This window comes from Thermocrispum agreste DSM 44070 (assembly GCF_000427905.1).
Classification (GTDB): domain Bacteria; phylum Actinomycetota; class Actinomycetes; order Mycobacteriales; family Pseudonocardiaceae; genus Thermocrispum; species Thermocrispum agreste.
Genome location: NZ_ATYX01000007.1, coordinates 246549 through 267652, shown reverse-complemented (window position 1 = coordinate 267652; position 21104 = coordinate 246549). Strand labels below are relative to the sequence as shown.

Sequence of the window (21104 nt, the reverse complement as noted above, 5' to 3'; positions counted from 1 at the left end):
TGCCGGTGGCTCGGGCGCCGAGCTCAGCGTCCGGCCTTTCGTGAAGAGTCCCGGCTGCACTGCGAGCGTGCCTGCAACAGCGCAGCAGGAAACCGGGCTGAGGCGCGCAGCGGCGGGCGCCTGCCGGTGCTGGCGTCACGCACGAAGCAATCTTCCTGGTGAGGTGCGGCGGGGTTTCCGGGCAGCGTCCGGCTGGCTCGTTGGTGGTGTGCGGCGGGATCGCCGGCTGTGTCGGGCTGGTTCGTGGACGGTGTGTGGCGGGATTGCGGGTGGCGTCCGGCTGACTGGTTGGGTGTGCGCGGCGGGTTTGGCGCGCTGCCTCCGGTTGGTTCGTGGCGGAGCGCGGCGAGCGCCGACGCCTTCATGGGCCTGCCACGGTCCCTGACGTGTCCCGGCGCCATCACGGTTTCCTGCCCTCTGCCGGGGAACGTCTGGTATCTCAGACACATGACGTCGTTCCGTGGGTGAGAGAAGCGGCGGCAGGGAGTGCAATGGGGGCATGTCGTCCGCACAGTCGCCCGCGTCAGAGCCGACCGGGCAGATCCCGGTCGCGTCGCCCGCAGCGTCGTCCGGCACGGTGATCCCGGTCGGGCCGGAGCCGCTGACCGTCGAGCAGGTCGTCGCGGTCGCGCGCGGGGGAGCGAAGGTCGAGCTGACCGACGAGGCCGTCAAGCGCATCGAAGCGGCCCGAGTCCACGTCGACGCCCACGCCGCGGCCAGCCGTCCCGCCTATGGCGTGTCGACCGGCTTCGGCGCGCTGGCCACCAAGCACATCCCGGTCGAACGGCGCGCCGACCTGCAACGCTCGCTGATCCGCTCGCACGCCGCCGGGGCAGGGGACCCGGTGGAACCCGAAGTCGTGCGCGCAATGATGCTGCTTCGCCTGCGCACGCTCGCCGCCGGGCACAGCGGCGTCCGGCCGGAAACCGCACAAGCGCTGGCTGCACTGCTGAATGCCGGCCTGATCCCGGTCGTGCACGAGTTCGGCTCGCTCGGTTGCTCCGGCGACCTCGCACCGCTGGCCGCCGTGGCGCTGGCCCTGATGGGCGAGGGGGAAGTGTTCGACCCAGAAGGCCATCGCCGGCCCGCCGCCGATGCACTGGCCGAGGCCGGGATCGAGCCGGTCCGGCTGGCCGAGAAGGAAGGCCTGGCGCTAACCAACGGCACCGACGGCATGCTCGGCATGCTGGCCCTGGCGTTGACCGACCTGTCGCGGCTGCTCGACGTCGCCGATCTCACGGCTGCGATGAGCGTCGAGGCACTGTTGGGCACCGACCGGGTGTTCGCCGCCGATTTGCACGCACTGCGCCCGCACCCCGGCCAGGCTCACTCCGCGGCGCGGATGACCGCGTTGCTGGCCGGCTCACCGATCGTGGCCAGCCACCGCGGACCCGAGGACCCACGGGTGCAGGATGCGTACTCGCTGCGCTGCGCTCCCCAGGTGCACGGTGCCGCCCGCGACACGGTCGCGCACGCCCGCACGGTCGCGGAACGCGAGCTGGCCTCGGCGATCGACAACCCGGTGGTCCTCGACGACGGCCGGATCGAGTCCAACGGCAATTTCCACGGCGCGCCCGTCGCGTACGTGCTGGACTTCCTGGCCATCCCGATCGCCGACGTGGCGAGCATGGCTGAGCGGCGGACCGACCGGATGCTGGACGTGGCCCGCTCGCACGGCCTGCCGCCGTTCCTGGCCGACGACCCCGGCGTCGACTCCGGCTACATGATCGCGCAGTACACCCAGGCCGCCGTGGTGTCCGAGTTGAAGCGGCTGGCCGTCCCGGCATCGGTGGACTCCATCCCCTCGTCGGCGATGCAGGAAGACCACGTGTCGATGGGGTGGTCGGCCGCACGCAAGTTGCGCCGGGCCGTGCGTGGGCTGACCACGGTGCTTGCCGTCGAGTACCTGACCGCGGCACGAGCGCTGGACCTGCGCCAACCGCTCGAGCCAGCCGCTGCGACCGGCGCCGCCGTGGCGCTGCTGCGCGAGCGGGTGCCCGGGGCTGGCCCCGACCGGCACCTCGCCCCGGAGATCGCCGCGGCCGAAGAGCTGATCGCGTCGGGTGCCGTGCTCGACGCGGTGTCACCACACCTGGGAGGGAACGCATGACGGGGAAGATCACGGCCGCGCGGGGCTCCACGCTGACCGCGCGCAGCTGGCAGACCGAAGCCGCGCTGCGCATGCTGCACAACAACCTGGACCCGGAGGTCGCCGAGCGGCCGGAGGACCTGGTGGTCTACGGCGGCACCGGCAAGGCGGCGCGGGACTGGCCGTCGTTTCACGCCATCACCCGCGAGCTGACCACCTTGGCCGGTGACGAGACGCTGCTGGTGCAGTCCGGCAAGCCGGTGGGAGTCATGCGGACCCACGAGTGGGCGCCGCGGGTGCTGATCGCGAACTCGAACCTGGTGCCGGAGTGGGCGACCTGGCCGGAGTTTCGGCGGCTCGACGCTCTCGGCCTCACCATGTACGGGCAGATGACCGCGGGCTCGTGGATCTACATCGGCACGCAGGGCATCCTGCAGGGCACGTACGAGACGTTCGCCGCGGTGGCCGCCAAGCGGTTCGGCGGCTCGCTGGCCGGGACGTTGACGGTGACCGCCGGCCTGGGCGGCATGGGCGGTGCGCAGCCGCTGGCCATCACGATGAACGGCGGGGTGGCGCTGGTCGTCGAGGTCAACCCGGCGCGTGCTCAGCGTCGTGTCGAGACACGCTACCTCGACGTCATCGCAGACGACCTGGACGACGCCATCGCGCGGGCCGAGGCGGCCAAGCGCGAGCGCAAGCCGCTGTCGGTCGGCGTGATCGGCAATGCCGCCGAGGTGCTGCCCGAACTGCTGCGCCGCAACGTCGAGGTCGACGTCGTCACCGACCAGACTTCGGCGCACGACCCGCTGTCGTACTTGCCGAAGGGGGTGGCGCTGGAGGACTGGGACGACTACGCGGCCGCGAAGCCGGACGAGTTCACCGATCGAGCGCGCGAGTCCATGGCCGAGCACGTCGATGCGATGGTCGGCTTCCTGGACCGCGGCGCCGAGGTGTTCGACTACGGCAATTCGCTGCGCAGCGAAGCCGAACTCGGTGGCGCCGAGCGGGCCTTCGACTACCCGGGCTTCGTGCCTGCCTACATCCGGCCGCTGTTCTGCCAGGGCAAGGGCCCGTTCCGCTGGGCGGCGCTGTCCGGTGACCCGGCCGACATCGCCGCCACCGACCGCGCCATCCTCGAGCTGTTCGGCGAGAACGAGGCGTTGACCAGGTGGATCCGGCTGGCCGGTGAGCGGGTGGCCTTCCAGGGGCTGCCCGCCCGCATCTGCTGGCTCGGCTACGGCGAGCGCCACCTGGCGGGGCTGCGGTTCAACGAGATGGTCGCCTCCGGCGAGCTGGCGGCGCCGATCGTCATCGGCCGTGATCACCTGGACTGCGGTTCGGTCGCCTCGCCGTACCGGGAAACCGAGGCGATGGCCGACGGGTCGGACGCCATCGCGGATTGGCCGCTGCTGAACGCGCTGGTCAACACCGCGTCGGGCGCCACGTGGGTGTCCATTCACCACGGTGGCGGGGTCGGCATCGGCCGGTCGATCCACGCCGGGCAGGTGACGGTGGCCGACGGCACGGAACTGGCGGCGCAGAAGCTGGAACGCGTGCTGACCAACGATCCCGGCATGGGGGTCGTCCGGCACGTCGACGCCGGGTATCCCGAGGCCAAGCAGGTGGCGGCCGAGCGTGGTGTCCGGGTGCCGATGGCATGACGCTGCTGCGGGATCTCGAAGGTGTCGGCGCCGACCGCTTCCGGGGCGGCTATTCCCGGCACGTGTTCACCGCCCCCGAGCTGGAGCTGCGCGCCTGGTTCACCGAACAGGCGCAGCGGCGCGGCCTCGACGTGGAGCAGGACCGGAACGGCAACCTCTGGGCCTGGTGGGGTCGGCCCGGGCCGGACGCCGTCGTCACCGGCAGCCATCTGGACTCGGTCCCCGGCGGCGGCGCGTTCGACGGACCGCTGGGCGTCGCATCCGCTCTGGCGGCGGTGGACCGGCTGCGGGCACAGGGATTCCGCCCTCGCCGGCCCCTCGCTGTGGTCGTCTTCGCCGAAGAGGAAGGCGGGCGGTTCGGCGTGGCCTGCCTCGGCTCACGACTGCTGACCGGTGCCATCGCGCCCGAACGGGCGCTGACACTGACCGACGCCGATGGTGTGACGTTCGCGGAGGCGGCCCGTCGGGCAGGGATCGACCCGGCGCGTGTCGGGCCCGACCCGGACCGGCTGGGGATGATCGGGGCCTTCGTCGAGCTGCATGTCGAGCAGGGCAGGGCGCTCGAACCGCTGGGGCAGCCGGTCGCGATCGGCTCCACCATCGACCCGCACGGGCGCTGGCGGCTCAGCTTCGTCGGGCGGGGTGATCACGCGGGGACCGCGTTGATGGGCGATCGGCGTGACCCGATGGTGCCCGCCGCCCGGACCGTGCTGGCGGCCCGGTCGGCGGCGCGGGCCGGGACCCGCGCGACGGTCGGCCGCCTGGTGCCCGTGCCCGGTGGCACCAACGTGATCGCGCGGCGTGTGGACCTCTGGCTCGACACCCGCTCGGCGAGCGAGCCAAGCACCCGGGAGGCCGTCGACGAGGTGATCTCGGCGGCCCGGCTGGCGGCCGCCGAGGAAGGGTGCGAGGTGGAAGTGCGCGAGGAATCGTTCAGCGGCGAGGTCACCTTCGACGCCGAGCTGCGGGAGCGGATCCAGCGCGTGCTGGGCGAAGTGCCGGTACTGCCCACGGGGGCCGGGCACGATGCCGGAGTGCTCGCCGCGCACGTGCCTGCCGGAATGCTCTACGTGCGCAATCCGACGGGGGTGTCGCACGCGCCGGAAGAGTTCGCGACCGACGAGGACTGTGCCGCTGGTGTCGAGTCGCTGGCCGCCGTGCTGGAGGAGCTGGCTGGATGAACGAACGGTTGTGGTGCGAGTTCGCCTGGCTGCCGGACGGGCCGGTACCCGGTGTCGCGATCACCGTGGACGGCTCCCGCATCACCTCCGTCGAGCCGGGTGCCCCACGCGAGGGCACCGTCCTGACCGGGCTGACCCTGCCCGGCTTCGCCAACGCGCACTCGCACGCGTTCCATCGCGCGCTTCGTGGCCGCACGCACGCCGACGGCGGCACGTTCTGGACGTGGCGCGAGCGCATGTATGCGGTTGCGGAGCGACTGGAACCGGAGACCTACCGCCGGTTGGCCCGGGCGGTGTTCGCCGAGATGGTGCTCGCGGGCTTCACCAGCGTCGGGGAGTTCCATTACCTCCACCACGCACCAGGCGGCCGTCCCTACGCGGACCCGAACGAGATGGGGCACGCGCTGGCGCAGGCGGCTGCCGAGGCGGGAATCCGGCTCACGCTGCTCGACACCTGCTACTTGACGCCGGGGCTGGAAGGCGGCGAGCTCTCACCCGCTCAGCGCCGCTTCTCCGACGGTGATGCCGAGCGTTGGGCGGCTCGCGTCGACGAATTCCGTCCCTCGGGTTTGGTCCGTGTCGGCGCCGCGGTGCATTCGGTGCGGGCGGTACCCGCCGAACAGATTCCCGTCGTGGCCTCGTGGGCCTCGGGTCGTCCGCTGCACGCTCACTTGTCCGAGCAGCGTGCGGAGAACGAGGCATGCCGGCGTGTTCACGGACGCAGCCCGTCGGAGTTGCTGGCTGATCTGGGCGTGCTGCGCGACGATTTCGTCGCCGTCCATGCCACCCACCTGACCGACAAGGACGTCGCGTTGTTGAGCGGTTCCGGTGTCTGCTTCTGCCCGACGACGGAACGGGACTTGGGTGACGGCATCGGCCCGGCCCGCCGTCTGGCCGACGCCGGGGCGACGCTGAGCCTGGGATCGGATTCGCACGCCGTGGTCGACCCGTTCGCCGAGATCCTGGCGCTGGAGGCGGACGAGCGGCTCGCCACGGAGTCGCGAGGTCATTTCACTCCCGGTGAGCTGGTCGCGGCGGCGGCTCGGCACGAGGCGATCGGCTGGCCCGAGGTCGGCAAGATCGCCGCGGGATGGCAAGCGGATCTGGTCGTGATCGACACCGAGTCCGTGCGCACGGCGGGCAGTGAGCCCGTTGGCGTTCCGTTGTGCGCGACCGGTGCGGAGGTGCGGCACGTGATGATCGCGGGGGAGTGGACGGTGCACGAAGGCAGACATCAACGGGTGGAACGGCCCGCCGCGGAGCTGGCCGCTGCGATCGGGGAGTTGCTGTGACCGCGACCGTGATCACGGGAATCTCGGAACTGACGACCAACGAGCCCGAGCTGGGCCGGCTGACCGAGGCCGCGGTGGTCGTCGATGGCGAACGCGTGGTGTGGGTCGGCCGCAGCGCCGACGAACCGGTGGCCGACGAGCGGGTGGACGTCGGTGGGCGGGCGATGCTGCCCGGGTGGGTGGACTCGCACACGCACCTGGTCTTCGCCGGTGACCGCACCGCAGAGTTCGAGGCACGCATGGCTGGCCAGGCGTATTCGGCGGGCGGGATCAACGTCACCGTCGAGGCCACGCGAGCGGCGTCCGACGAAGAACTCGCTGGGAATCTCCGGCGGCTGGTGAACGAGGCTGTCCGCCAGGGCACGACCTATGTGGAGACCAAGACCGGGTACGGGCTCACCGTCGAACAGGAAGCCCGGTCCGCGCGGATCGCGGCCGACGTCGCCGACGAGGTGACCTTCCTCGGCGCGCACATCGTGCCCGCCGGAGAGTCCGCAGAGTCCTACGTGGACGTCGTGTGCGGCCCGATGCTGGACGCCGTCGCACCGTATGTGCGGTGGGCCGACGTGTTCTGCGAAACCGGCGCATTCGACGCCGACCAGTCCGAGCGAGTGCTTCAGGCGGCGAAACGGCGAGGGCTCGGCCTGCGCGTGCACGGGAATCAGCTGGGGGAGGGGCCCGGCGTGCAGCTTGCGGTGCGGCTCGGCGCGGCAAGCGTCGACCACTGCACGCACCTCAGCGACGAGGACGTGGCGGCACTGGCTGCCAGCGACACCGTCGCGACCGTGCTTCCCGCGTGCGACTTGTCGACCCGGCAGCCGCTGGCTCCGGCGCGGCGCCTGCTGGACGCGGGCGTAACCGTGGCCATCGCCAGCAACGCCAACCCCGGCAGCTCGTACACCACGTCGATGGCCTACTGCGTGGCGACGGCCGTTCTGCAGATGGGCATGTCCGTGGAAGAAGCCGTGTGGGCCGCTACGCGTGGCGGCGCGCGGGCCCTGCGTGCGGACGCCGGTGACGGCGCCGTCGGCGTCATCCGGCCTGGCGCTCGTGCTGACCTGCACGTTCTGGACGCCCCCTCGGCGACCCACCTCGCCTACCGGCCTGGGGTGCCGCTGACCTGGGCCGTCTGGCGCCGTGGTCAGCGCGTGGTGTGAGCCCGCCGCGCTCCGTGGTGTCGATGTCGACCCGTCGTGACGATACGCACGGTCCCGTCGGTTGAAGTGGCGCTGTGACCGTGCACTCACTGATCGCGGTGAGCCTGCGTGCTCCGGTATGACCAGAACTAGCTCACGGATTCCCGCAGTGTCTCGGCCAGCGGCCCGAGCCGGTCGAGGATCCCGAGGCGGCCGGCGAGCTCAGCGCACTCGGATCGAGCATGGGAACTCAGCTGGCCGGCGGCGTCAGCCAGTGCCTGCTGCGACTGTTGCGGCAGTTCCGCGGCGATCGGCAGGAACGGCTCCCACAGCCCGTGCTCGGCGGCCACCTCCAGGACTTCGGCCAGGACGTCGTCGCCGAGGTCGGCAAGGTGGGCCGCGACCTCCGCGGTTTGGTCCTCGCGCAGCTGCCCGGCGATGTCCCGCAGCAAGGTGGGCCACAATCCGGCCTCGGATGCCGTGTGCAGCAGGGACTTCAGCCGGTCGGCGGCCAGCGCGTCGATCACCGTCGGGATCGCGCCTTCGTCGTCGACGGCGAACGCCGTGCGGAGGATGTGCTCGTCGGACAGGGCGCGAAGACAGTGGCGGAGCTTGTCCACGGGCAGGTAGCCGACGAAGGCGCCCAGGGTGATCCAGTCACCGCGGTCGGCCAGTTCCACGCTGGTGGACACGATCGTCTGGGTCGGCAGTGCCTCGATGATCCGCTGTGCCCGCCGCGGGTCCAGCTCGACGGCCACGTCGGCCAAGAACGTCACCGACAAGCGCTTGGCGATGTCCACCGCTTTGCCGGGGTCGAGTTCCCCGGCGATGCGCGCACACAGCAGCGGGCCGAACGCCTTCTGGCCGACCAAAGCGATGATCGGGCTGGGGATCAGCTTGGCGGCCGCGCCGAGCCGGCGCAGCGCGTCACCGTACGCATCGAACAACGACTCGGTGACCTGGGCGCGGAATGCCCGCAGGTCCGCGTCGTCGACCTCGAGCAGGAAGGCCAGCTCCTCCGGCTGCTTCCGCAGCAGCCGGGCCAGCCGCAAGATCTCCGCCCGCTCGTGCACGGCGGCAGCACCCGTCACAGTCCCACCGCCTTACGGACCGGGCCGCGCAGCAGCCGTGGGATGTGGCGCAGGCTGTCCTCGGCCGCGGCGGCGAGCGCTTCCGCCTGCTCTCGGCGGGCCGCCCCGATGGCGTCGGACAGCAGTTGCTGGTGCTCCTCGCTCAGCGCGGCGATGCCTGCGGGCAGGCCGCCTTTCACCCGCTGGTCGAGCGGCTTACGGCTCATGCCGTCTCCTAGCTCAGCGTCCGGCGGACGTACTGCGGAACCTGCTTGGCCATCCCGGCGGTGCGGGCGATCTTGTGGTTCACCCCGCGCAGCAGCCGCAGCTGGAGCCTGCTCTCCAGGCGCAGCGCGGCGCGCGGTGACAGGTGCCGGGTGCGATGGAACAGCTTCTTGGTGTAGGCGACGGCGTCCGGGGAGCGGGTGGCGATCTGCCCGGCCAGCTCCTCGGCGTCCTTCAGCGGGTCCTCGCTGACCCCGGTGACCAGCCCGAGTCCGGCGGCCGTGCGCCCGTCGAACAACTCCCCGGTCATGGTCAGCCGCTTCGCCACGTCGATGCCGACCAGCTCGCGCAGGGTCACCGATCCGGTCATGTCCGGGATCAGGCCCCACTTGGCCTCCATGATGGACAGTTCGCAGTCCGGGGTGGCGAACCGGAAGTCGGCGGCCAGCGCCAGCTGCAGGCCGCCGCCGTAGCACTTGCCGTGCAGCACCGCGATCACCGGAACCGGCAGGGTGCGCCACTCCCAGCACGCGCGCTGGAACAGATTGGCCTCCTGCCACGGCCAGCGGAACAGGTTGAGCAGGAACTTCGTCGGCTGCTTGCCCACCGACTTGAAGTCCAGCCCCGCGGAGAAGGCGGGGCCGTCCCCGCGCAGGATCACTGCGCGCACGTCCCGGTCCCGGCGCAGCCCCCGGGCGGCGTCGATCAGCGCGTGGAACATGTCGAGATCGAGGCCGTTGTACTTCTCGCCCCTGGTCATGGTCACGTAGGCGATCCGGTCCTTGACCTCGGTGTGCACCCGGTGGCTCATCGTCGCGCGCTCCTCGAGCTCGTCGTCAGATGGTCAACAGTATGCTGCCGCCGCGCCCGCGGAACCGGGCATCCGCCGGGTGCCGTTGGACACATGTCCAAAACGCACAGCGACGAACCGGTCCGCCTGCTGGGTGATGAACCGGAGGGGACCAGCGGATCAAGCGTTATGGTCGGCGCGACAACGCTCCGACACCCGAGCGGAGGCAGCGTGGACGATCCCGGAGCGGGAACCGCACCGTTGAGCGCACGGACCAGGCGGCGCATCGACGAACTGCTGCTCGGTGGCCCGCGCAAGTACAACCGGCTGCAGGTCGCCGAGCTGTCCGGCGTGCCTGCGGACGTCACCCAGCGCCGCTGGCGGTCGCTGGGCTTCGCCACCGCAGGCGACGAGGAGGTGCTGTTCACCGACAACGACGTGGCCGCGGCCGCGCTGGCAGAGAAATTGCTGGCCACCGGGGTCGTGCCCGCGGGCATGGATGTCGCCGTGACCCGCGCCGTCGGACACCACTTGTCGCGGCTGGCGGAGTGGCAGATCGAGCTGGTACGCGAACTGCTGGACAAGAACCCCGAACTGCTGGCCGACGAGGACCGGCTGGTCATGTTCCTCGACACGGTCATGCCGTTGCTGGAGCAGCTGCAGACGTTCGTCTGGCGACGGCATCTGGCGGCATACGCGGCGCGCGCCTTCGACGCCGGGGAAGACGACACGGGCGCGCTGGCCGTCGGTTTCGCCGACATGGTCGGTTACACCCGGCTGACCAGGCGGATCGACGAGGAACAGCTGTCGGAAGTGCTGGACAAGTTCGAAGCCCTGGCGTCGGCGGTGGTCGCCGAGCGACACGGCCGGATCGTCAAGACGATCGGCGACGAGGTGATGTTCGTCGCCGACACTCCCGCTGACGCCGTCGAGATCGCGGCCGAGTTCGCCCGTCGTGCCGCCGAGGACGACGACATTCCCGACGTGCGTGTGGGTGTGGCCTTCGGGCCGGTGCTCAGCAGGCTCGGCGACGTCTTCGGCAAGACCGTCAACATCGCGGCCAGGCTCACCTCCACCGCCCGGCCGGGCACCATCGTGGTGGACGAGGGGCTGGCCGAGGCGCTTGGCGAGCACGCTCCGTATCAGGTGCGCCCGTTGCGGCCGGTCTCCGTCCGCGGTTACAGCAGGCTGAAGCGCTTTGCCGTGAAGGTGCCGACGCAATAGCCGGCCTCAGCACCGTCGTCTGGCATGCTCGAGCGCATGACGCGCCCCTTCATGCAGGTCGACGTCTTCGCCGACGAGCCGTTCCGCGGCAATCCGGTTGCCGTGGTGCTCGATGGAGAAGGCCTGACCACCGAGCAGATGCAACGGTTCGCCGGCTGGACCAACCTGTCGGAGACGACGTTCCTGCTCCCACCGAGCAGCCCGGACGCGGACTATCGGGTGCGGATCTTCACGCCGTCCGTCGAGCTGCCGTTCGCCGGTCACCCCACCCTGGGGACCTGCCACGCATGGCTGGAACACACCGGGAACTCGGCCGAGGTGATCACGCAGGAATGTGCGGCGGGCCTGGTCCGCATTCGGCGCACGGAGGCCGGGCTGGCGTTCGCCGCACCGCCGCTGGTGCGGTCGGGGCCCGTCGACGAGGAGACGATCGCCGAGCTGGCGGACATTCTGCGCATCGACCGTGCGGAGATCGTCGACGCGCAGTGGGTGGACAACGGGCCGGGTTGGGTGGCCGTGCTGCTTGCTGATGCCGAGCGTGTGCTGGCGCTGCAGCCTGGGCTGATCGGGGAGTACGACATCGGCGTCGTCGGTCCCTATCCGGAAGGCGCGCCGGCCGCGATCGAGGTGCGGGCGTTCTTCCCGGCGAACGGCGTGGCCGTGGAAGACCCGGTGACCGGCAGTCTCAACGCGTCGCTGGCCAGCTGGCTGCTGGAGTCCGGCCGGTTGACCGCGCCGTACGTGGCATCGCAAGGGACTGCCCTGGGCAGGCGTGGTCGCGTGACCATCACGCAGGAGGACGGGCAGATCTGGGTCGCCGGAGGCACCGTGACCTGTGTGCGCGGAACGGTTCGGCTCTGACCTCCCCGCCCCGGCGGTGGGTCGCCGACGACTTGCTGTAGACCCGGTGCTGGACAGCTCCTCGGCACGGGGTGTGGTGGCTCGGCAGCGTGGAATCACCGGATTTCTCGACCGTCCTTTTTCTGCGTTCGCCGCGTGTTTCGGGATTTCCGCCCACTGCATGTGTGTTCTGCTGCCGTAGTGGTGCGGATCGCCCCGTCAGCCAGTGCGTCGTCACGAGAGCCGTCAGCCAGTGCGTCGTCACGAAAGGGCTGAACTTCCGTCCGCTCGGCGACCGTGGGATGGAACCGATTATCGTCACCGCGTTCAAGGGCAATCACAAGAAGGAACTTGGCCGGGGCAGCTTCGATCCGAAATCGGCACTGCGGTGACCGCGCACGGTTTCGTCTGCCGGGCCCTTGCTGACAATGCGCGATCACTGATCTGCCCGGTGTCCGGGGACGTGCAGCGAAGCGCGTCTCCAGCCCCTCGTGTCGCCGGCACGGTGATCGGGGCCGGTCCGTCCGCCGGGACACCCGTCTTGCGGGCCCTCGGCAGCTACACGCCCATGGCGTCGGTGACCCACTGCGGCAGCGGCAAGCCGCGCTCGATGCATTCGCTCGCCAGCCGGATCGTCCAGCGCAGCGCCTGCAGGACCAGGCTGGCCACCTCTTCCGGGGCAGCCTGCTGCAGCGCGATCTCCACCTGCTCCCGGGCGTCGTCGGCGTTGCCGTGCACCTGGGCCAGCAGCGTGCGCACCGCCGTGCGCACCGGCGGGTCCGCCTGGTCGATGGAGACCTCGGCGCCGTCGGAGTCGAAGACCTGCACCCTGACCGGGGTCGTCCCGCCGTTGCCCAGTGCCGACACCATCGCGCTGCATTGCGAGAACAGCAGCATGACGACTTCGCCGAGGTTGGTCGACGCGTGCAGCATCGCGCCGTCGTCGTCGCCCCGGCGGGCGGCGGCCAACGCCAGGCTGGCCTGTTCGGTCAACTCCGCGTTCACGGGCACCATCAAACACGAGGGGCCACCGTGCTGGTAGTCCCCGAGGGTCGGGTTGCGCTCAGCCGACCGCTACCGCGTCCAGTGCACCGAGGGCGAGATCGGACAACAGCCTGGCCAGCTCGGGCTTGCTCAGGTACCGGTTGTGCGGGGTCGAGTTGATCAGGCCGAACACCGCGTGCGCGCAGGCCCTGGCGCGCTCCTCGTCCACGCCTTCGTAGGCGGCCTGGATGGTCTGCACCCACACCTCGACGTAACGACGCTGCAGCGTGCGGACCTCGCGCCGGTCGGCGTCCCGCAGATTGCCCAGGTCACGCTCGTGCACCGTGATCAGCGCCGGGTTGTTCAACGCGAAATCGGTGTGAAAGGCCACCAGCTCGCGCAGCGCCTCCGCCGGGGTGGCGGCCGCCGCGGCCCGTGCCGACCCGCCCTCCAGCAGATCCTTGGATATGCTGGTCAGCATTTCCCCGAGCAGGGCGTCCTTGCTGCTGAAATGCCGGTACAGCGCCGGGCCGGAGATGCCGACGGCGGCGCCGATGTCGTCGATGCCGACTCCGTGGAAGCCGTGCCGCGCGAACAGTTCGGCCGCCGCGGCAAGGATCTCGTCACGTCGAGTGGCAGTCATCGGAACATCCTAGCGCGATCAAGTTAGCGCTCGCTAACCGGGAAAAGGTTTGGCGAAACGGCGGTACCCCGGCCGCACCTGTGGTGCCACAGTGGCCTCGCTCCCCAGTTACCCACTGCCACCAGGAGGACACATGCGGTACATCCGCCCAGTCGTCGCTCTGGCCGCGGCCGCCTTGTTCTCGGTTGCCGGCGCGATCGTGGCGTCTCCGGCCTATGCGGCCGGCGAGAACTACGTCGCGCTGGGAGATTCCTACGCTTCGGGCACCGGCGCCGGTTCCTACTCCGGAGGGGACTGCTACCGCAGCGCCAACGCGTACCCGCAGCGCTGGGCGAATGCCAACGCTCCGGCGTCGTTCACGTTCGCGGCATGTTCGGGTGCCACCACCTCGGATGTCCGCAGCCAGCAGCTCGGCGCGCTGTCGGCGGCGACGACCCTGGTCTCGATCTCCATCGGCGGCAACGACGCCGGCTTCGCCGACGTGATGATCACCTGCACGGTCGGCACGGACAGTGCGTGCGTCAACCGGGTGAACCAAGCCAGGGAATTCGCCCGGGCCGAGCTGCCCGGCAGGCTCGACGCCCTGTACGCCGAGATCCGCGCGAAGGCGCCGAACGCGCGGGTCGTGGTGATGGGTTATCCGCGGGTGCTCACCTCGGGAAGCTGCTGGTGGTTCAGCGGTACCAAGCGAAATGCCGTGAACAGCGCCGCCGACGAGCTCTCCGGCATCATCGCGGCGCGCGCGGCCGCCGCCGGATTCACCTATGTCGACGTGCGCGACGATTTCGCCGGTCACGAGGTCTGCACGTCCGACGAGTGGATCAACGGCATCGTCTGGAGCAGATTGGTGGAGTCGTACCACCCGAACGCCAAGGGGCACGGCAACGCCTACTACCCGGCGTTCGCGTCCGCGGTTTCGCAAACGGCCGCTGCCTGATTGCTCCGGTCGGCTCTGCGGGGCGCCTGCCTGCCTGGCGGGCGCCCCTCTTTTGCGTCACCGGTGTGGACAGTGTCGTTAGCGGTCGCTAACATCGGCGACGACGTTAACGTTGGCTAACCCTTGTGAGCGGAGGCTGACCGGTGGACGCGCCCACCTTGAGGTCGTCGGCGAACCCGCGCGACGAGCAGTTCCGGCGCAACGCCGCCGGCCACGCGGAGCTGGTCGCCGAGCTGAACGACCGGCTCAAGCAGGTCCGGCAGGGCGGCCCGGAGAAGGCGCGGGCCAAGCACGTCGCGCGCGGCAAGCTGCTCCCGCGGGACCGCGTGGACCAGCTGCTGGATCCGGGGTCACCGTTCTTGGAGCTGTCCGCGCTGGCAGCGAACGGCATGTACGGGGACCAGGCGCCCGCCGCGGGCATCATCACCGGCATCGGGCGGGTCTCCGGCCGGGAGTGTGTGATCGTGGCCAACGACGCCACCGTCAAGGGCGGCACGTACTACCCGATGACGGTGAAGAAGCACCTGAGGGCGCAGGAGATCGCGCTGCACAACAATCTGCCGTGCATCTACCTGGTCGACTCCGGTGGCGCGTTCCTGCCGATGCAGGACGAAGTCTTCCCAGATCGTGAACACTTCGGTCGCATTTTCTACAACCAGGCGACCATGTCGGCGCGCGGAATCCCGCAGATCGCGGCGGTGCTGGGCAGTTGCACGGCCGGTGGCGCGTACGTGCCCGCGATGAGCGACGAAGCGGTGATCGTGCGCAACCAGGGCACGATCTTCCTCGGCGGGCCGCCGCTGGTGAAGGCCGCGACCGGCGAAGAGGTGACCGCCGAGGAGCTGGGTGGCGGCGACGTGCACGCCCGCCAGTCCGGCGTGACGGATCATCTTGCCGCGGACGACGCCGACGCGCTCCGCAAGGTCCGCATGATCGTCTCCACGCTCGGGCCGCGGCCGGAGTGCCCGTGGGAGGTGCTGCCCACCGAGGAGCCCGCCGTGGATCCGGCGGAGCTGTACGGGGTGGTCCCGACCGACCCGCGCGTGCCGTACGACGTGCGGGAGGTCATCGCCCGCATCGTGGACGGCTCCCGGTTCGCCGAGTTCAAGGCCGAGTACGGCACGACGCTGGTCACCGGGTTCGCGCGCATCCACGGCCACCCGGTCGGGATCGTGGCCAACAACGGCGTGCTGTTCAGCGAGTCGGCGCTGAAGGGCGCGCACTTCGTCCAGCTGTGCGACAAGCGCCGGATCCCGCTGGTGTTCCTGCAGAACATCAGCGGGTTCATGGTCGGAAAGGCCTACGAGGCCGGTGGCATCGCCAAGCACGGCGCGAAGATGGTCACCGCGGTCGCGTGCGCCAGGGTGCCGAAGCTGACCGTGATCATCGGCGGCTCGTTCGGTGCGGGCAACTACTCGATGTGCGGGCGGGCGTACTCGCCGCGGTTTTTGTGGATGTGGCCGAACGCGCGTATCTCCGTCATGGGTGGGGAGCAGGCGGCCCAGGTGCTCGGCACGGTCGGCAACGTCGACCAGGACGAGATCCGCGCCCAGTACGAGCGGCAGGGCAATCCGTACTACTCGACCGCCAGGCTGTGGGACGACGGGGTGATCGACCCGATGGACACCCGCATGGTGCTCGGCCTGGCCCTGTCGGCGGCCTCGCACGCCCCCCTGGAACCGATCTCCTACGGCGTCTTCCGGATGTGAGCATGTTCGACACCGTGCTGATTGCCAACCGCGGGGAAATCGCGGTGCGGGTCATCCGCACGCTGCGGGCGATGGGGATCCGCAGCGTTGCCGTGTACTCGGATGCGGACGCGGATGCGTTGCACGTGGCGGAGGCCGACGTCGCCGTCCGCATCGGCCCGGCGGCCGCGCGCGACAGTTATCTCAACATCGAGGCGGTGCTGGCCGCTGCCAAGGAGACCGGTGCGCAGGCGGTCCATCCCGGCTACGGATTCCTGGCGGAGAACGCCGAGTTCGCCCGCGCCTGCGCGGCCGCGGGGCTGGTCTTCATCGGTCCGCCCGCCGAAGCCATCGAGGCGATGGGCGACAAGATCCGCGCGAAGACCACGGTCGCCGCCGCCGGAGTCCCGGTCGTCCCCGGTGCCGACGGGTCGCCGGAGGAGTTGCGCGAAGCCGCAGGCCGGATCGGCTATCCGCTGCTGCTCAAGCCTTCGGCGGGTGGCGGCGGCAAGGGCATGGTGGTCGTGCACGAGCCTGCCGAGCTGCCGGAGGCGATCGCGTCCGCGCAGCGTGTGGCCAGGAGCGCCTTCGGCGACGACCGGCTGCTGGCCGAGCGGTTCGTCAGCGCGCCCCGCCACATCGAGATCCAGGTGCTGGCCGACGAGCACGGCAACGTGGTGCACCTCGGCGAGCGGGAATGCAGCCTGCAGCGACGGCACCAGAAGATCGTCGAGGAAGCACCGTCGCCGCTGCTGGACCAGCGAACCCGGGAGCGGATGGGAGCAGCTGCGGTGGAAGCCGCCCGGGCCGTGGGGTACCGGGGAGCGGGCACGGTCGAGTTCATCGTCTCGGCGGACGACCCGGGTGAGTTCTTCTTCATGGAGATGAACACCCGGCTGCAGGTCGAACACCCGGTGACCGAGCTGGCGACCGGGCTGGACCTGGTGGCCTTGCAGGTTCGCGTCGCCGCCGGTGAACCGCTGGGGCTGCGGCAGTCCGACATCCGTTTCACCGGCCACGCCGTCGAGGCACGGGTGTATGCCGAGGACCCGGCCAACGGGTTCCTGCCGACCGGTGGCCGGGTGCTGGCGGTGCACCACCCCGACGCGGAGTGGCTGCGCGTGGACAGCGGCATCCGGGCAGGCAGCGTCGTCGGAACCGACTACGACCCGATGCTGGCCAAGATCGTCGTGCACGGGGACGACCGCGGGCATGCCCTGCGCAGGATGTCCGACGCGCTGGCGGGCACGGCCATCTTCGGCCTGACGACCAACGTGGGCTTCCTGCACGCGCTGGTCACGGACGACGACGTGGTCGCCGGTCGCATGGACACCGCGCTGGTCGACCGCAAGTTGGAGCAGCTGACGGAAGCGGAGCCGGTTCCGGACGCGGTCCTGGTGGCGGCCGCCATGGACGAGTTGCTGGGCATGCAGCCCACCGGGCCGGTGGTCGACCCGTGGGAGATGCCGACGGGGTGGCGGCTGGGCGGTGCGACCGGCACCGCCTTCCGTCTCACCTGCGGCGACCGGGCGGCGACGGTGCGCGTGACCGGCACCCCGGCGGCCGCGGAAGTCAGCATCGACGACGCGCCGCCGCAGCGCGCATCCGCCGAGTGGGTCGACGGCCGCCTGCGCGTGCGCTACGCAGGCGAAGCCACCACCTACGCCCGGCTGCAGCAGGGCGAGACCCTGTGGCTTGCGGCCAACGGCCGGGTGTGGGCGGTCGGTGAGCATTCGCTGCTGGCGCAGGAGGAGACGACCGATTCGTCCGGCGGGCCGATCACCAGCCCGATGCCGGGAACCGTGCTGGTCGTCCGCGTCGAGCAGGGCGAGAAGGTGGCAGCCGGCCAGCCGTTGCTGGTCGTCGAGGCAATGAAGATGGAGCACACGATCACCGCGCCGACGGCCGGCTTCGTCACCGAATTGCCGGTGACCCCGGGACAGAAGGTGGCGCTGGACGAAGTCCTTGCCGTGGTGACCCCGCATGCCGAGCAGGAGGACTGACATGGCCATCGACCTGCAGTTGGAAGAAGAGCACGCCGCATTGCGGCAGACCGTGGAGGACTTCGCCCAGCGCGAGGTCGCCCCGGTGATCGGCGAGCTGTACGAGCGGGAGGAGTTCCCGTACAAGCTGGTCGCGCAGATGGGCGAGATGGGCTTGTTCGGGCTGCCGTTCCCGGAGGAGTACGGCGGGATGGGCGGCGACTACTTCGCGCTGTGCCTGGCACTGGAGGAGCTGGCCAGGGTGGACTCGTCGGTGGCGATCACCCTGGAGGCCGGGGTCTCGCTCGGCGCGATGCCGATCTACCGGTTCGGCACGGAGAAGCAGAAGCAGGAGTGGCTGCCCGCGCTGTGCGCGGGTGAGGCGCTGGGGGCGTTCGGGCTCACCGAACCGGACGGCGGGTCCGACGCCGGGGCGACCCGCACGCTGGCCAAGCTCGACGGCGACGAGTGGGTGATCAACGGCTCGAAGGCGTTCATCACCAACTCGGGCACCGACATCACCCGCCTGGTCACCGTGACGGCGGTGACCGACTTCGAGCCCGGCAGCAAGCGGCGGGAGATCTCGGCGATCATCGTGCCGACCGGGACCCCGGGCTTCACCGTGGAGAAGAAGTACTCCAAGGTCGGCTGGGCCTGCTCGGACACCCACGGACTGTCGTTCACCGACGTGCGCGTGCCCGCGGAGAACCTGCTCGGCGAGCGCGGCCGAGGGTATGCGCAGTTCTTGTCGATCCTGGACGAAGGGCGGGTGGCCATCGCCGCCATCGGCACCGGGCTCGCTCAGGGCTGCGTGGACGAGTGCGTGCGCTACGCCGGCGAGCGGGTGGCGTTCGGCAAGACCATCGGCTCGTACCAGGCGATCCAGTTCAAGATCGCCGAGATGCAGGCGCGGGCGCACACCGCGCGGCTGGCCTACTACGCGGCGGCGGCGAAGATGCTGCGCGGCGAGCCGTTCAAGACCGAGGCGGCGATCGCGAAGCTGGTCTCGTCGAACGCGGCGATGGACAACGCGCGGGACGCCACGCAGATCTTCGGCGGCTACGGGTTCATGAACGAGTACCCGGTGGGCCGGTTCTACCGCGACGCCAAGATCCTGGAGATCGGCGAGGGCACGTCCGAGGTGCAGAAGATGATCATCGCGCGCAGCCTCGGGCTGAAGGGCTGACGGCCGCCACGGATGCCTGCCGATGGGGCCGGCCCGTTCCTGCGTCGGGTCACCGGCTGAAATCGTTCCGCCGTCGCGGACGACAGACAGGTGACCGCAGGGGAGGGGTCACCGTCGTCAGCGACCGATCGGAGGCGTCATGCCCAAGCCCATTCCCGACGACTACCCGCGGGTCATCGCCAGCCTGACCGTGCGCGGCGCGGCCGACGCGATCGACTTCTACACCGAGATCTTCGGCGGCCGCCTGCACAGCGATCCGATGACGGCGCCGGACGGCACGGTGGCTCACGCCGAAATCCGGATCGGCGACTCGATGATCATGCTCGGTGAGGAGAGCCCGGTCTTCGACAGCCATGCTCCCCAAGAGGACGCCGCCGCGCCGGTGCGGCTGATGGTCTACGTGGAGGACGCCGACGAGACGGTGCGGAGAGCGGTGGAGCGTGGCGCGCGGCAGGAGGCCGAGCTGCGGACCGAGTTCTACGGCGATCGTGGCGCCGCCATCAGGGATCCGTTCGGCCACGCCTGGTACGTCGCGTCGCACGTGGAAGACGTCAGCCCGGAGGAGATCGATCGGCGCGCTCACGAGCTCTTCACCACCTGACGTGCGGAGGCGGCCTTCGCGGCACCTGCCGGCCAATGCGCCGGTCACGGGCCATCGCGAGCATCAGGTCTCCGATACAGGTGGGCCCAGTCGTCGTACTACGGGCGGTCAGTGGCTGTCTCATGGTTGTTGCGGTGACGGTCGCTGCCGACACGCCGCAGACCGCGGTGGCCCTGACAACCAGACGCGGGCACTCGGTAGCACGTGGAAGCCGTGGAACGGCACCCGAGGCACATGGTCCTGCCAGCCCGGCACCGGATGTCGATGGCAGGCGAGCCGGAGCAGCTGTCGAGGTACTTCACCACGGGCGGAGCTCGCGGGCGGCTGGCCCCGGGCGAGGAGGCCACGTGGGACTTCCACGACTTCCCGGCGCGTTCCCGGTGAAGGTGGTGGAGGCCATGCCGCCGTGCCGGATCGTGATCGAGTGGGACGGTGAGCACACGGCGGGGGAGTCGGGGACGACCAGGACGACGTTCGAACCCATCGACGACGGTGCGCGCACTCTGGTGGCGATCACCGAACGGGCGTGGCGGGCCACCCGGGCGGCGTGGAGGCGGCATTCGGCAATTGTCGGGGCTGGACCGGGATGCTCGCGGCAATGAAGGCCTGGCCGGAGTACGGCATCAACCTGCCAGACGGGTTCTCCAGGTAGGGCGCGCCGGACACGAGCCGGCCGGGGCTGGTCACCGGTCGTGCCAGCTGAGCGGTGACATCCTCAGGGCGGCTTCGGCGACCCGCCGGGCCGTGGCGGTGTGCAAATCCTTGCGGGCGGATGCGATCCACCGGTCGACGTGCTGTACGCCGACACTGCGGTACTCCACCGCCTGCAACAGCATCTCCAGCTTGTCGGCGTCTTTGGCGCACCGCGCCTCCAGAGTCTCGCGCGCTTCGTATTCCTCCACCGCGGCACGGACAGACGACTTGGCGGCCTCGGGCAGCTCCGCGGTCTGGTCGGCGGTGATGGCGCGCGGATCGGGCTTCGCCAGGTACGGCCTGGCCGAGTGCGGGAGGTCGCCGGTGCGGGTCTCCTGGCTGTCGTGCCACAGGGCGAGGTAGGCGGCCCGCTCCGGATCGCCGTTCTCCTCGGCGGCCAGCAGCGCGGCCAGCTGGGCGACGCGCAGGCTGTGCTCGGCCACCGACTCGGGGTCGCGGACCCCGGCTTGCCACCATCCGGATCGGCGGATCCGCTTCAGGACGCCCATCTCGTAGCCGAACGCGGCGACAGCGGCGGAAGGATCCTGGTGGCGTGACATCACGTCCTCTGGTTTCGCGACCTCGGGTGGTCAGGTTACCGAGCCCGGGGCCGAGCGACCCGCCAAGCGCCCGTTCGTGCGGAACCGGAGCCGCAATCTGCGGCGAAGACCGCCGAGGCCAGCGGGGATTTGCCGGTGTCACAGGACATGCCGCACGGGATCTGGCGCTCCCAGATCGGCGGCCCACGTCTTCACCTTCTCGGTCAGGCGAGGTCTTCGACTTTCGGTCAGGCGAGGTCTTCGACCTCTCAGTCAGGCGAGCCGTCGAGGGCTCTGGCCGGCGTCGTTCGGCAGAGGCGCGGGCACCACAAGGTGGTCAGCT

General features: G+C 70.4%; 21 protein-coding genes. 15 read left to right on the top strand and 6 right to left on the bottom strand.

Annotated features, from left to right (window positions below):
* Positions 1–499: 499 nt before the first annotated feature.
* Genes hutH through hutI form a run of 5 tightly spaced genes read left to right on the top strand, consistent with a single transcriptional unit; the run spans position 500 to position 7380 of the window.
* On the top strand, positions 500–2110 hold the full coding sequence (hutH, locus tag YWY_RS0105475; RefSeq protein ID WP_084608988.1) for a histidine ammonia-lyase: 1611 nt from the start codon (positions 500–502) through the stop codon (positions 2108–2110).
* Positions 2107–3750 carry a urocanate hydratase gene (gene hutU / locus YWY_RS0105470; protein WP_028846788.1) on the top strand — a complete coding sequence of 548 codons (1644 nt, stop codon included), beginning with the start codon at positions 2107–2109 and terminating at the stop codon, positions 3748–3750. Before hutH ends, hutU begins: the two co-directional genes overlap by 4 nt.
* A complete protein-coding gene (locus YWY_RS0105465; protein WP_028846787.1) occupies positions 3747–4931 on the top strand; it encodes an allantoate amidohydrolase in 1185 nt (394 codons plus the stop codon). Before hutU ends, YWY_RS0105465 begins: the two co-directional genes overlap by 4 nt.
* Positions 4928–6223, top strand: a complete 1296-nt coding sequence (locus YWY_RS0105460) for a formimidoylglutamate deiminase (RefSeq protein WP_038044545.1) — start codon at positions 4928–4930, stop codon at positions 6221–6223. Before YWY_RS0105465 ends, YWY_RS0105460 begins: the two co-directional genes overlap by 4 nt.
* Entirely contained in the window at positions 6220–7380 is a 1161-nt protein-coding gene (hutI, locus tag YWY_RS0105455) for an imidazolonepropionase (RefSeq protein WP_028846785.1), read from the top strand. The genes YWY_RS0105460 and hutI overlap by 4 nt, the downstream gene beginning before the upstream one ends.
* Positions 7381–7508: 128 nt before the next feature.
* Here the strand turns inward: hutI and YWY_RS20430 are convergent, their stop codons facing one another.
* From YWY_RS20430 to YWY_RS0105440, 3 genes are read right to left on the bottom strand one after another with little or no spacing between them, the layout of a single operon-like run.
* Positions 7509–8450 carry a hypothetical protein gene (locus YWY_RS20430; protein WP_051309791.1) on the bottom strand — a complete coding sequence of 314 codons (942 nt, stop codon included), beginning with the start codon at positions 8448–8450 and terminating at the stop codon, positions 7509–7511.
* Positions 8447–8656 carry a hypothetical protein gene (locus tag YWY_RS0105445; protein ID WP_028846784.1) on the bottom strand — a complete coding sequence of 70 codons (210 nt, stop codon included), beginning with the start codon at positions 8654–8656 and terminating at the stop codon, positions 8447–8449. The genes YWY_RS20430 and YWY_RS0105445 overlap by 4 nt, the downstream gene beginning before the upstream one ends.
* A gap of 8 nt (positions 8657–8664) precedes the next feature.
* A complete protein-coding gene (locus tag YWY_RS0105440) occupies positions 8665–9465 on the bottom strand; it encodes a crotonase/enoyl-CoA hydratase family protein (RefSeq protein ID WP_028846783.1) in 801 nt (266 codons plus the stop codon).
* Between the two features lie 210 nt (positions 9466–9675).
* On the opposite strand from YWY_RS0105440, the gene YWY_RS20425 reads away from it, so the two are divergent.
* The 3 genes from YWY_RS20425 to YWY_RS23970 all read left to right on the top strand — a co-directional run bounded on the left by YWY_RS20425 (position 9676) and on the right by YWY_RS23970 (position 11900).
* Positions 9676–10668: an adenylate/guanylate cyclase domain-containing protein gene (locus tag YWY_RS20425; RefSeq protein WP_245566564.1), complete on the top strand. Its 993-nt coding sequence runs from the start codon at positions 9676–9678 to the stop codon at positions 10666–10668.
* 36 nt (positions 10669–10704) lie between these two features.
* A complete protein-coding gene (locus YWY_RS0105430) occupies positions 10705–11529 on the top strand; it encodes a PhzF family phenazine biosynthesis protein (protein WP_028846782.1) in 825 nt (274 codons plus the stop codon).
* 89 nt (positions 11530–11618) lie between these two features.
* Complete coding sequence (locus YWY_RS23970; RefSeq protein ID WP_156899111.1) at positions 11619–11900, top strand: hypothetical protein; 282 nt, start codon at positions 11619–11621, stop codon at positions 11898–11900.
* A gap of 166 nt (positions 11901–12066) precedes the next feature.
* Here YWY_RS23970 and YWY_RS0105420 read toward each other — a convergent pair whose 3' ends face one another.
* Positions 12067–12522, bottom strand: coding sequence for a hypothetical protein (locus YWY_RS0105420; protein ID WP_028846781.1), 456 nt, complete (start codon positions 12520–12522; stop codon positions 12067–12069).
* 49 nt (positions 12523–12571) lie between these two features.
* Positions 12572–13135 (bottom strand): SACE_7040 family transcriptional regulator, encoded by a 564-nt coding sequence (locus tag YWY_RS0105415; protein WP_028846780.1) that lies wholly within the window; start codon positions 13133–13135, stop codon positions 12572–12574.
* A gap of 133 nt (positions 13136–13268) precedes the next feature.
* On the opposite strand from YWY_RS0105415, the gene YWY_RS0105410 reads away from it, so the two are divergent.
* The 7 genes from YWY_RS0105410 (at position 13269) to YWY_RS24375 (ending at position 20131) form a co-directional block, all read left to right on the top strand.
* Complete coding sequence (locus tag YWY_RS0105410; protein ID WP_038044541.1) at positions 13269–14072, top strand: SGNH/GDSL hydrolase family protein; 804 nt, start codon at positions 13269–13271, stop codon at positions 14070–14072.
* Between the two features lie 143 nt (positions 14073–14215).
* Positions 14216–15781 (top strand): carboxyl transferase domain-containing protein, encoded by a 1566-nt coding sequence (locus YWY_RS0105405; protein ID WP_028846778.1) that lies wholly within the window; start codon positions 14216–14218, stop codon positions 15779–15781.
* 2 nt (positions 15782–15783) lie between these two features.
* Positions 15784–17763 carry an acetyl/propionyl/methylcrotonyl-CoA carboxylase subunit alpha gene (locus YWY_RS0105400; protein ID WP_028846777.1) on the top strand — a complete coding sequence of 660 codons (1980 nt, stop codon included), beginning with the start codon at positions 15784–15786 and terminating at the stop codon, positions 17761–17763.
* Position 17764: 1 nt separating this feature from the next.
* Positions 17765–18928, top strand: coding sequence for an acyl-CoA dehydrogenase family protein (locus tag YWY_RS0105395; protein ID WP_038044539.1), 1164 nt, complete (start codon positions 17765–17767; stop codon positions 18926–18928).
* Between the two features lie 139 nt (positions 18929–19067).
* Complete coding sequence (locus tag YWY_RS0105390; protein WP_028846775.1) at positions 19068–19529, top strand: VOC family protein; 462 nt, start codon at positions 19068–19070, stop codon at positions 19527–19529.
* 234 nt (positions 19530–19763) lie between these two features.
* Positions 19764–19913: an SRPBCC family protein gene (locus YWY_RS24380; RefSeq protein WP_211227479.1), complete on the top strand. Its 150-nt coding sequence runs from the start codon at positions 19764–19766 to the stop codon at positions 19911–19913.
* A complete protein-coding gene (locus YWY_RS24375) occupies positions 19877–20131 on the top strand; it encodes an SRPBCC family protein (RefSeq protein ID WP_211227478.1) in 255 nt (84 codons plus the stop codon). The genes YWY_RS24380 and YWY_RS24375 overlap by 37 nt, the downstream gene beginning before the upstream one ends.
* 81 nt (positions 20132–20212) lie before the next feature.
* Here YWY_RS24375 and YWY_RS0105380 read toward each other — a convergent pair whose 3' ends face one another.
* On the bottom strand, positions 20213–20782 hold the full coding sequence (locus tag YWY_RS0105380) for an HD domain-containing protein (RefSeq protein ID WP_038044537.1): 570 nt from the start codon (positions 20780–20782) through the stop codon (positions 20213–20215).
* Between the last annotated feature and the right edge of the window lie 322 nt (positions 20783–21104).

Bases quoted from the DNA above. Each gene is read 5' to 3' on its own strand.
- YWY_RS0105400 (WP_028846777.1), top strand. From the start codon at position 15,784: ATGTTCGACACCGTGCTGATTGCCAACCGCGGGGAAATCGCGGTGCGG.
- YWY_RS0105395 (WP_038044539.1), top strand. From the start codon at position 17,765: ATGGCCATCGACCTGCAGTTGGAAGAAGAGCACGCCGCATTGCGGCAG.
- YWY_RS0105460 (WP_038044545.1), top strand. From the start codon at position 4,928: ATGAACGAACGGTTGTGGTGCGAGTTCGCCTGGCTGCCGGACGGGCCG.
- YWY_RS0105465 (WP_028846787.1), top strand. From the start codon at position 3,747: ATGACGCTGCTGCGGGATCTCGAAGGTGTCGGCGCCGACCGCTTCCGG.
- YWY_RS0105440 (WP_028846783.1), bottom strand. From the start codon at position 9,465: ATGAGCCACCGGGTGCACACCGAGGTCAAGGACCGGATCGCCTACGTG.
- YWY_RS0105410 (WP_038044541.1), top strand. From the start codon at position 13,269: ATGCGGTACATCCGCCCAGTCGTCGCTCTGGCCGCGGCCGCCTTGTTC.
- hutU (WP_028846788.1), top strand. From the start codon at position 2,107: ATGACGGGGAAGATCACGGCCGCGCGGGGCTCCACGCTGACCGCGCGC.
- YWY_RS0105420 (WP_028846781.1), bottom strand. From the start codon at position 12,522: ATGGTGCCCGTGAACGCGGAGTTGACCGAACAGGCCAGCCTGGCGTTG.
- YWY_RS0105430 (WP_028846782.1), top strand. From the start codon at position 10,705: ATGACGCGCCCCTTCATGCAGGTCGACGTCTTCGCCGACGAGCCGTTC.
- hutH (WP_084608988.1), top strand. From the start codon at position 500: ATGTCGTCCGCACAGTCGCCCGCGTCAGAGCCGACCGGGCAGATCCCG.
- YWY_RS0105445 (WP_028846784.1), bottom strand. From the start codon at position 8,656: ATGAGCCGTAAGCCGCTCGACCAGCGGGTGAAAGGCGGCCTGCCCGCA.
- YWY_RS0105380 (WP_038044537.1), bottom strand. From the start codon at position 20,782: ATGTCACGCCACCAGGATCCTTCCGCCGCTGTCGCCGCGTTCGGCTAC.
- YWY_RS24380 (WP_211227479.1), top strand. From the start codon at position 19,764: ATGGTCCTGCCAGCCCGGCACCGGATGTCGATGGCAGGCGAGCCGGAG.
- YWY_RS0105390 (WP_028846775.1), top strand. From the start codon at position 19,068: ATGCCCAAGCCCATTCCCGACGACTACCCGCGGGTCATCGCCAGCCTG.
- YWY_RS0105415 (WP_028846780.1), bottom strand. From the start codon at position 13,135: ATGACTGCCACTCGACGTGACGAGATCCTTGCCGCGGCGGCCGAACTG.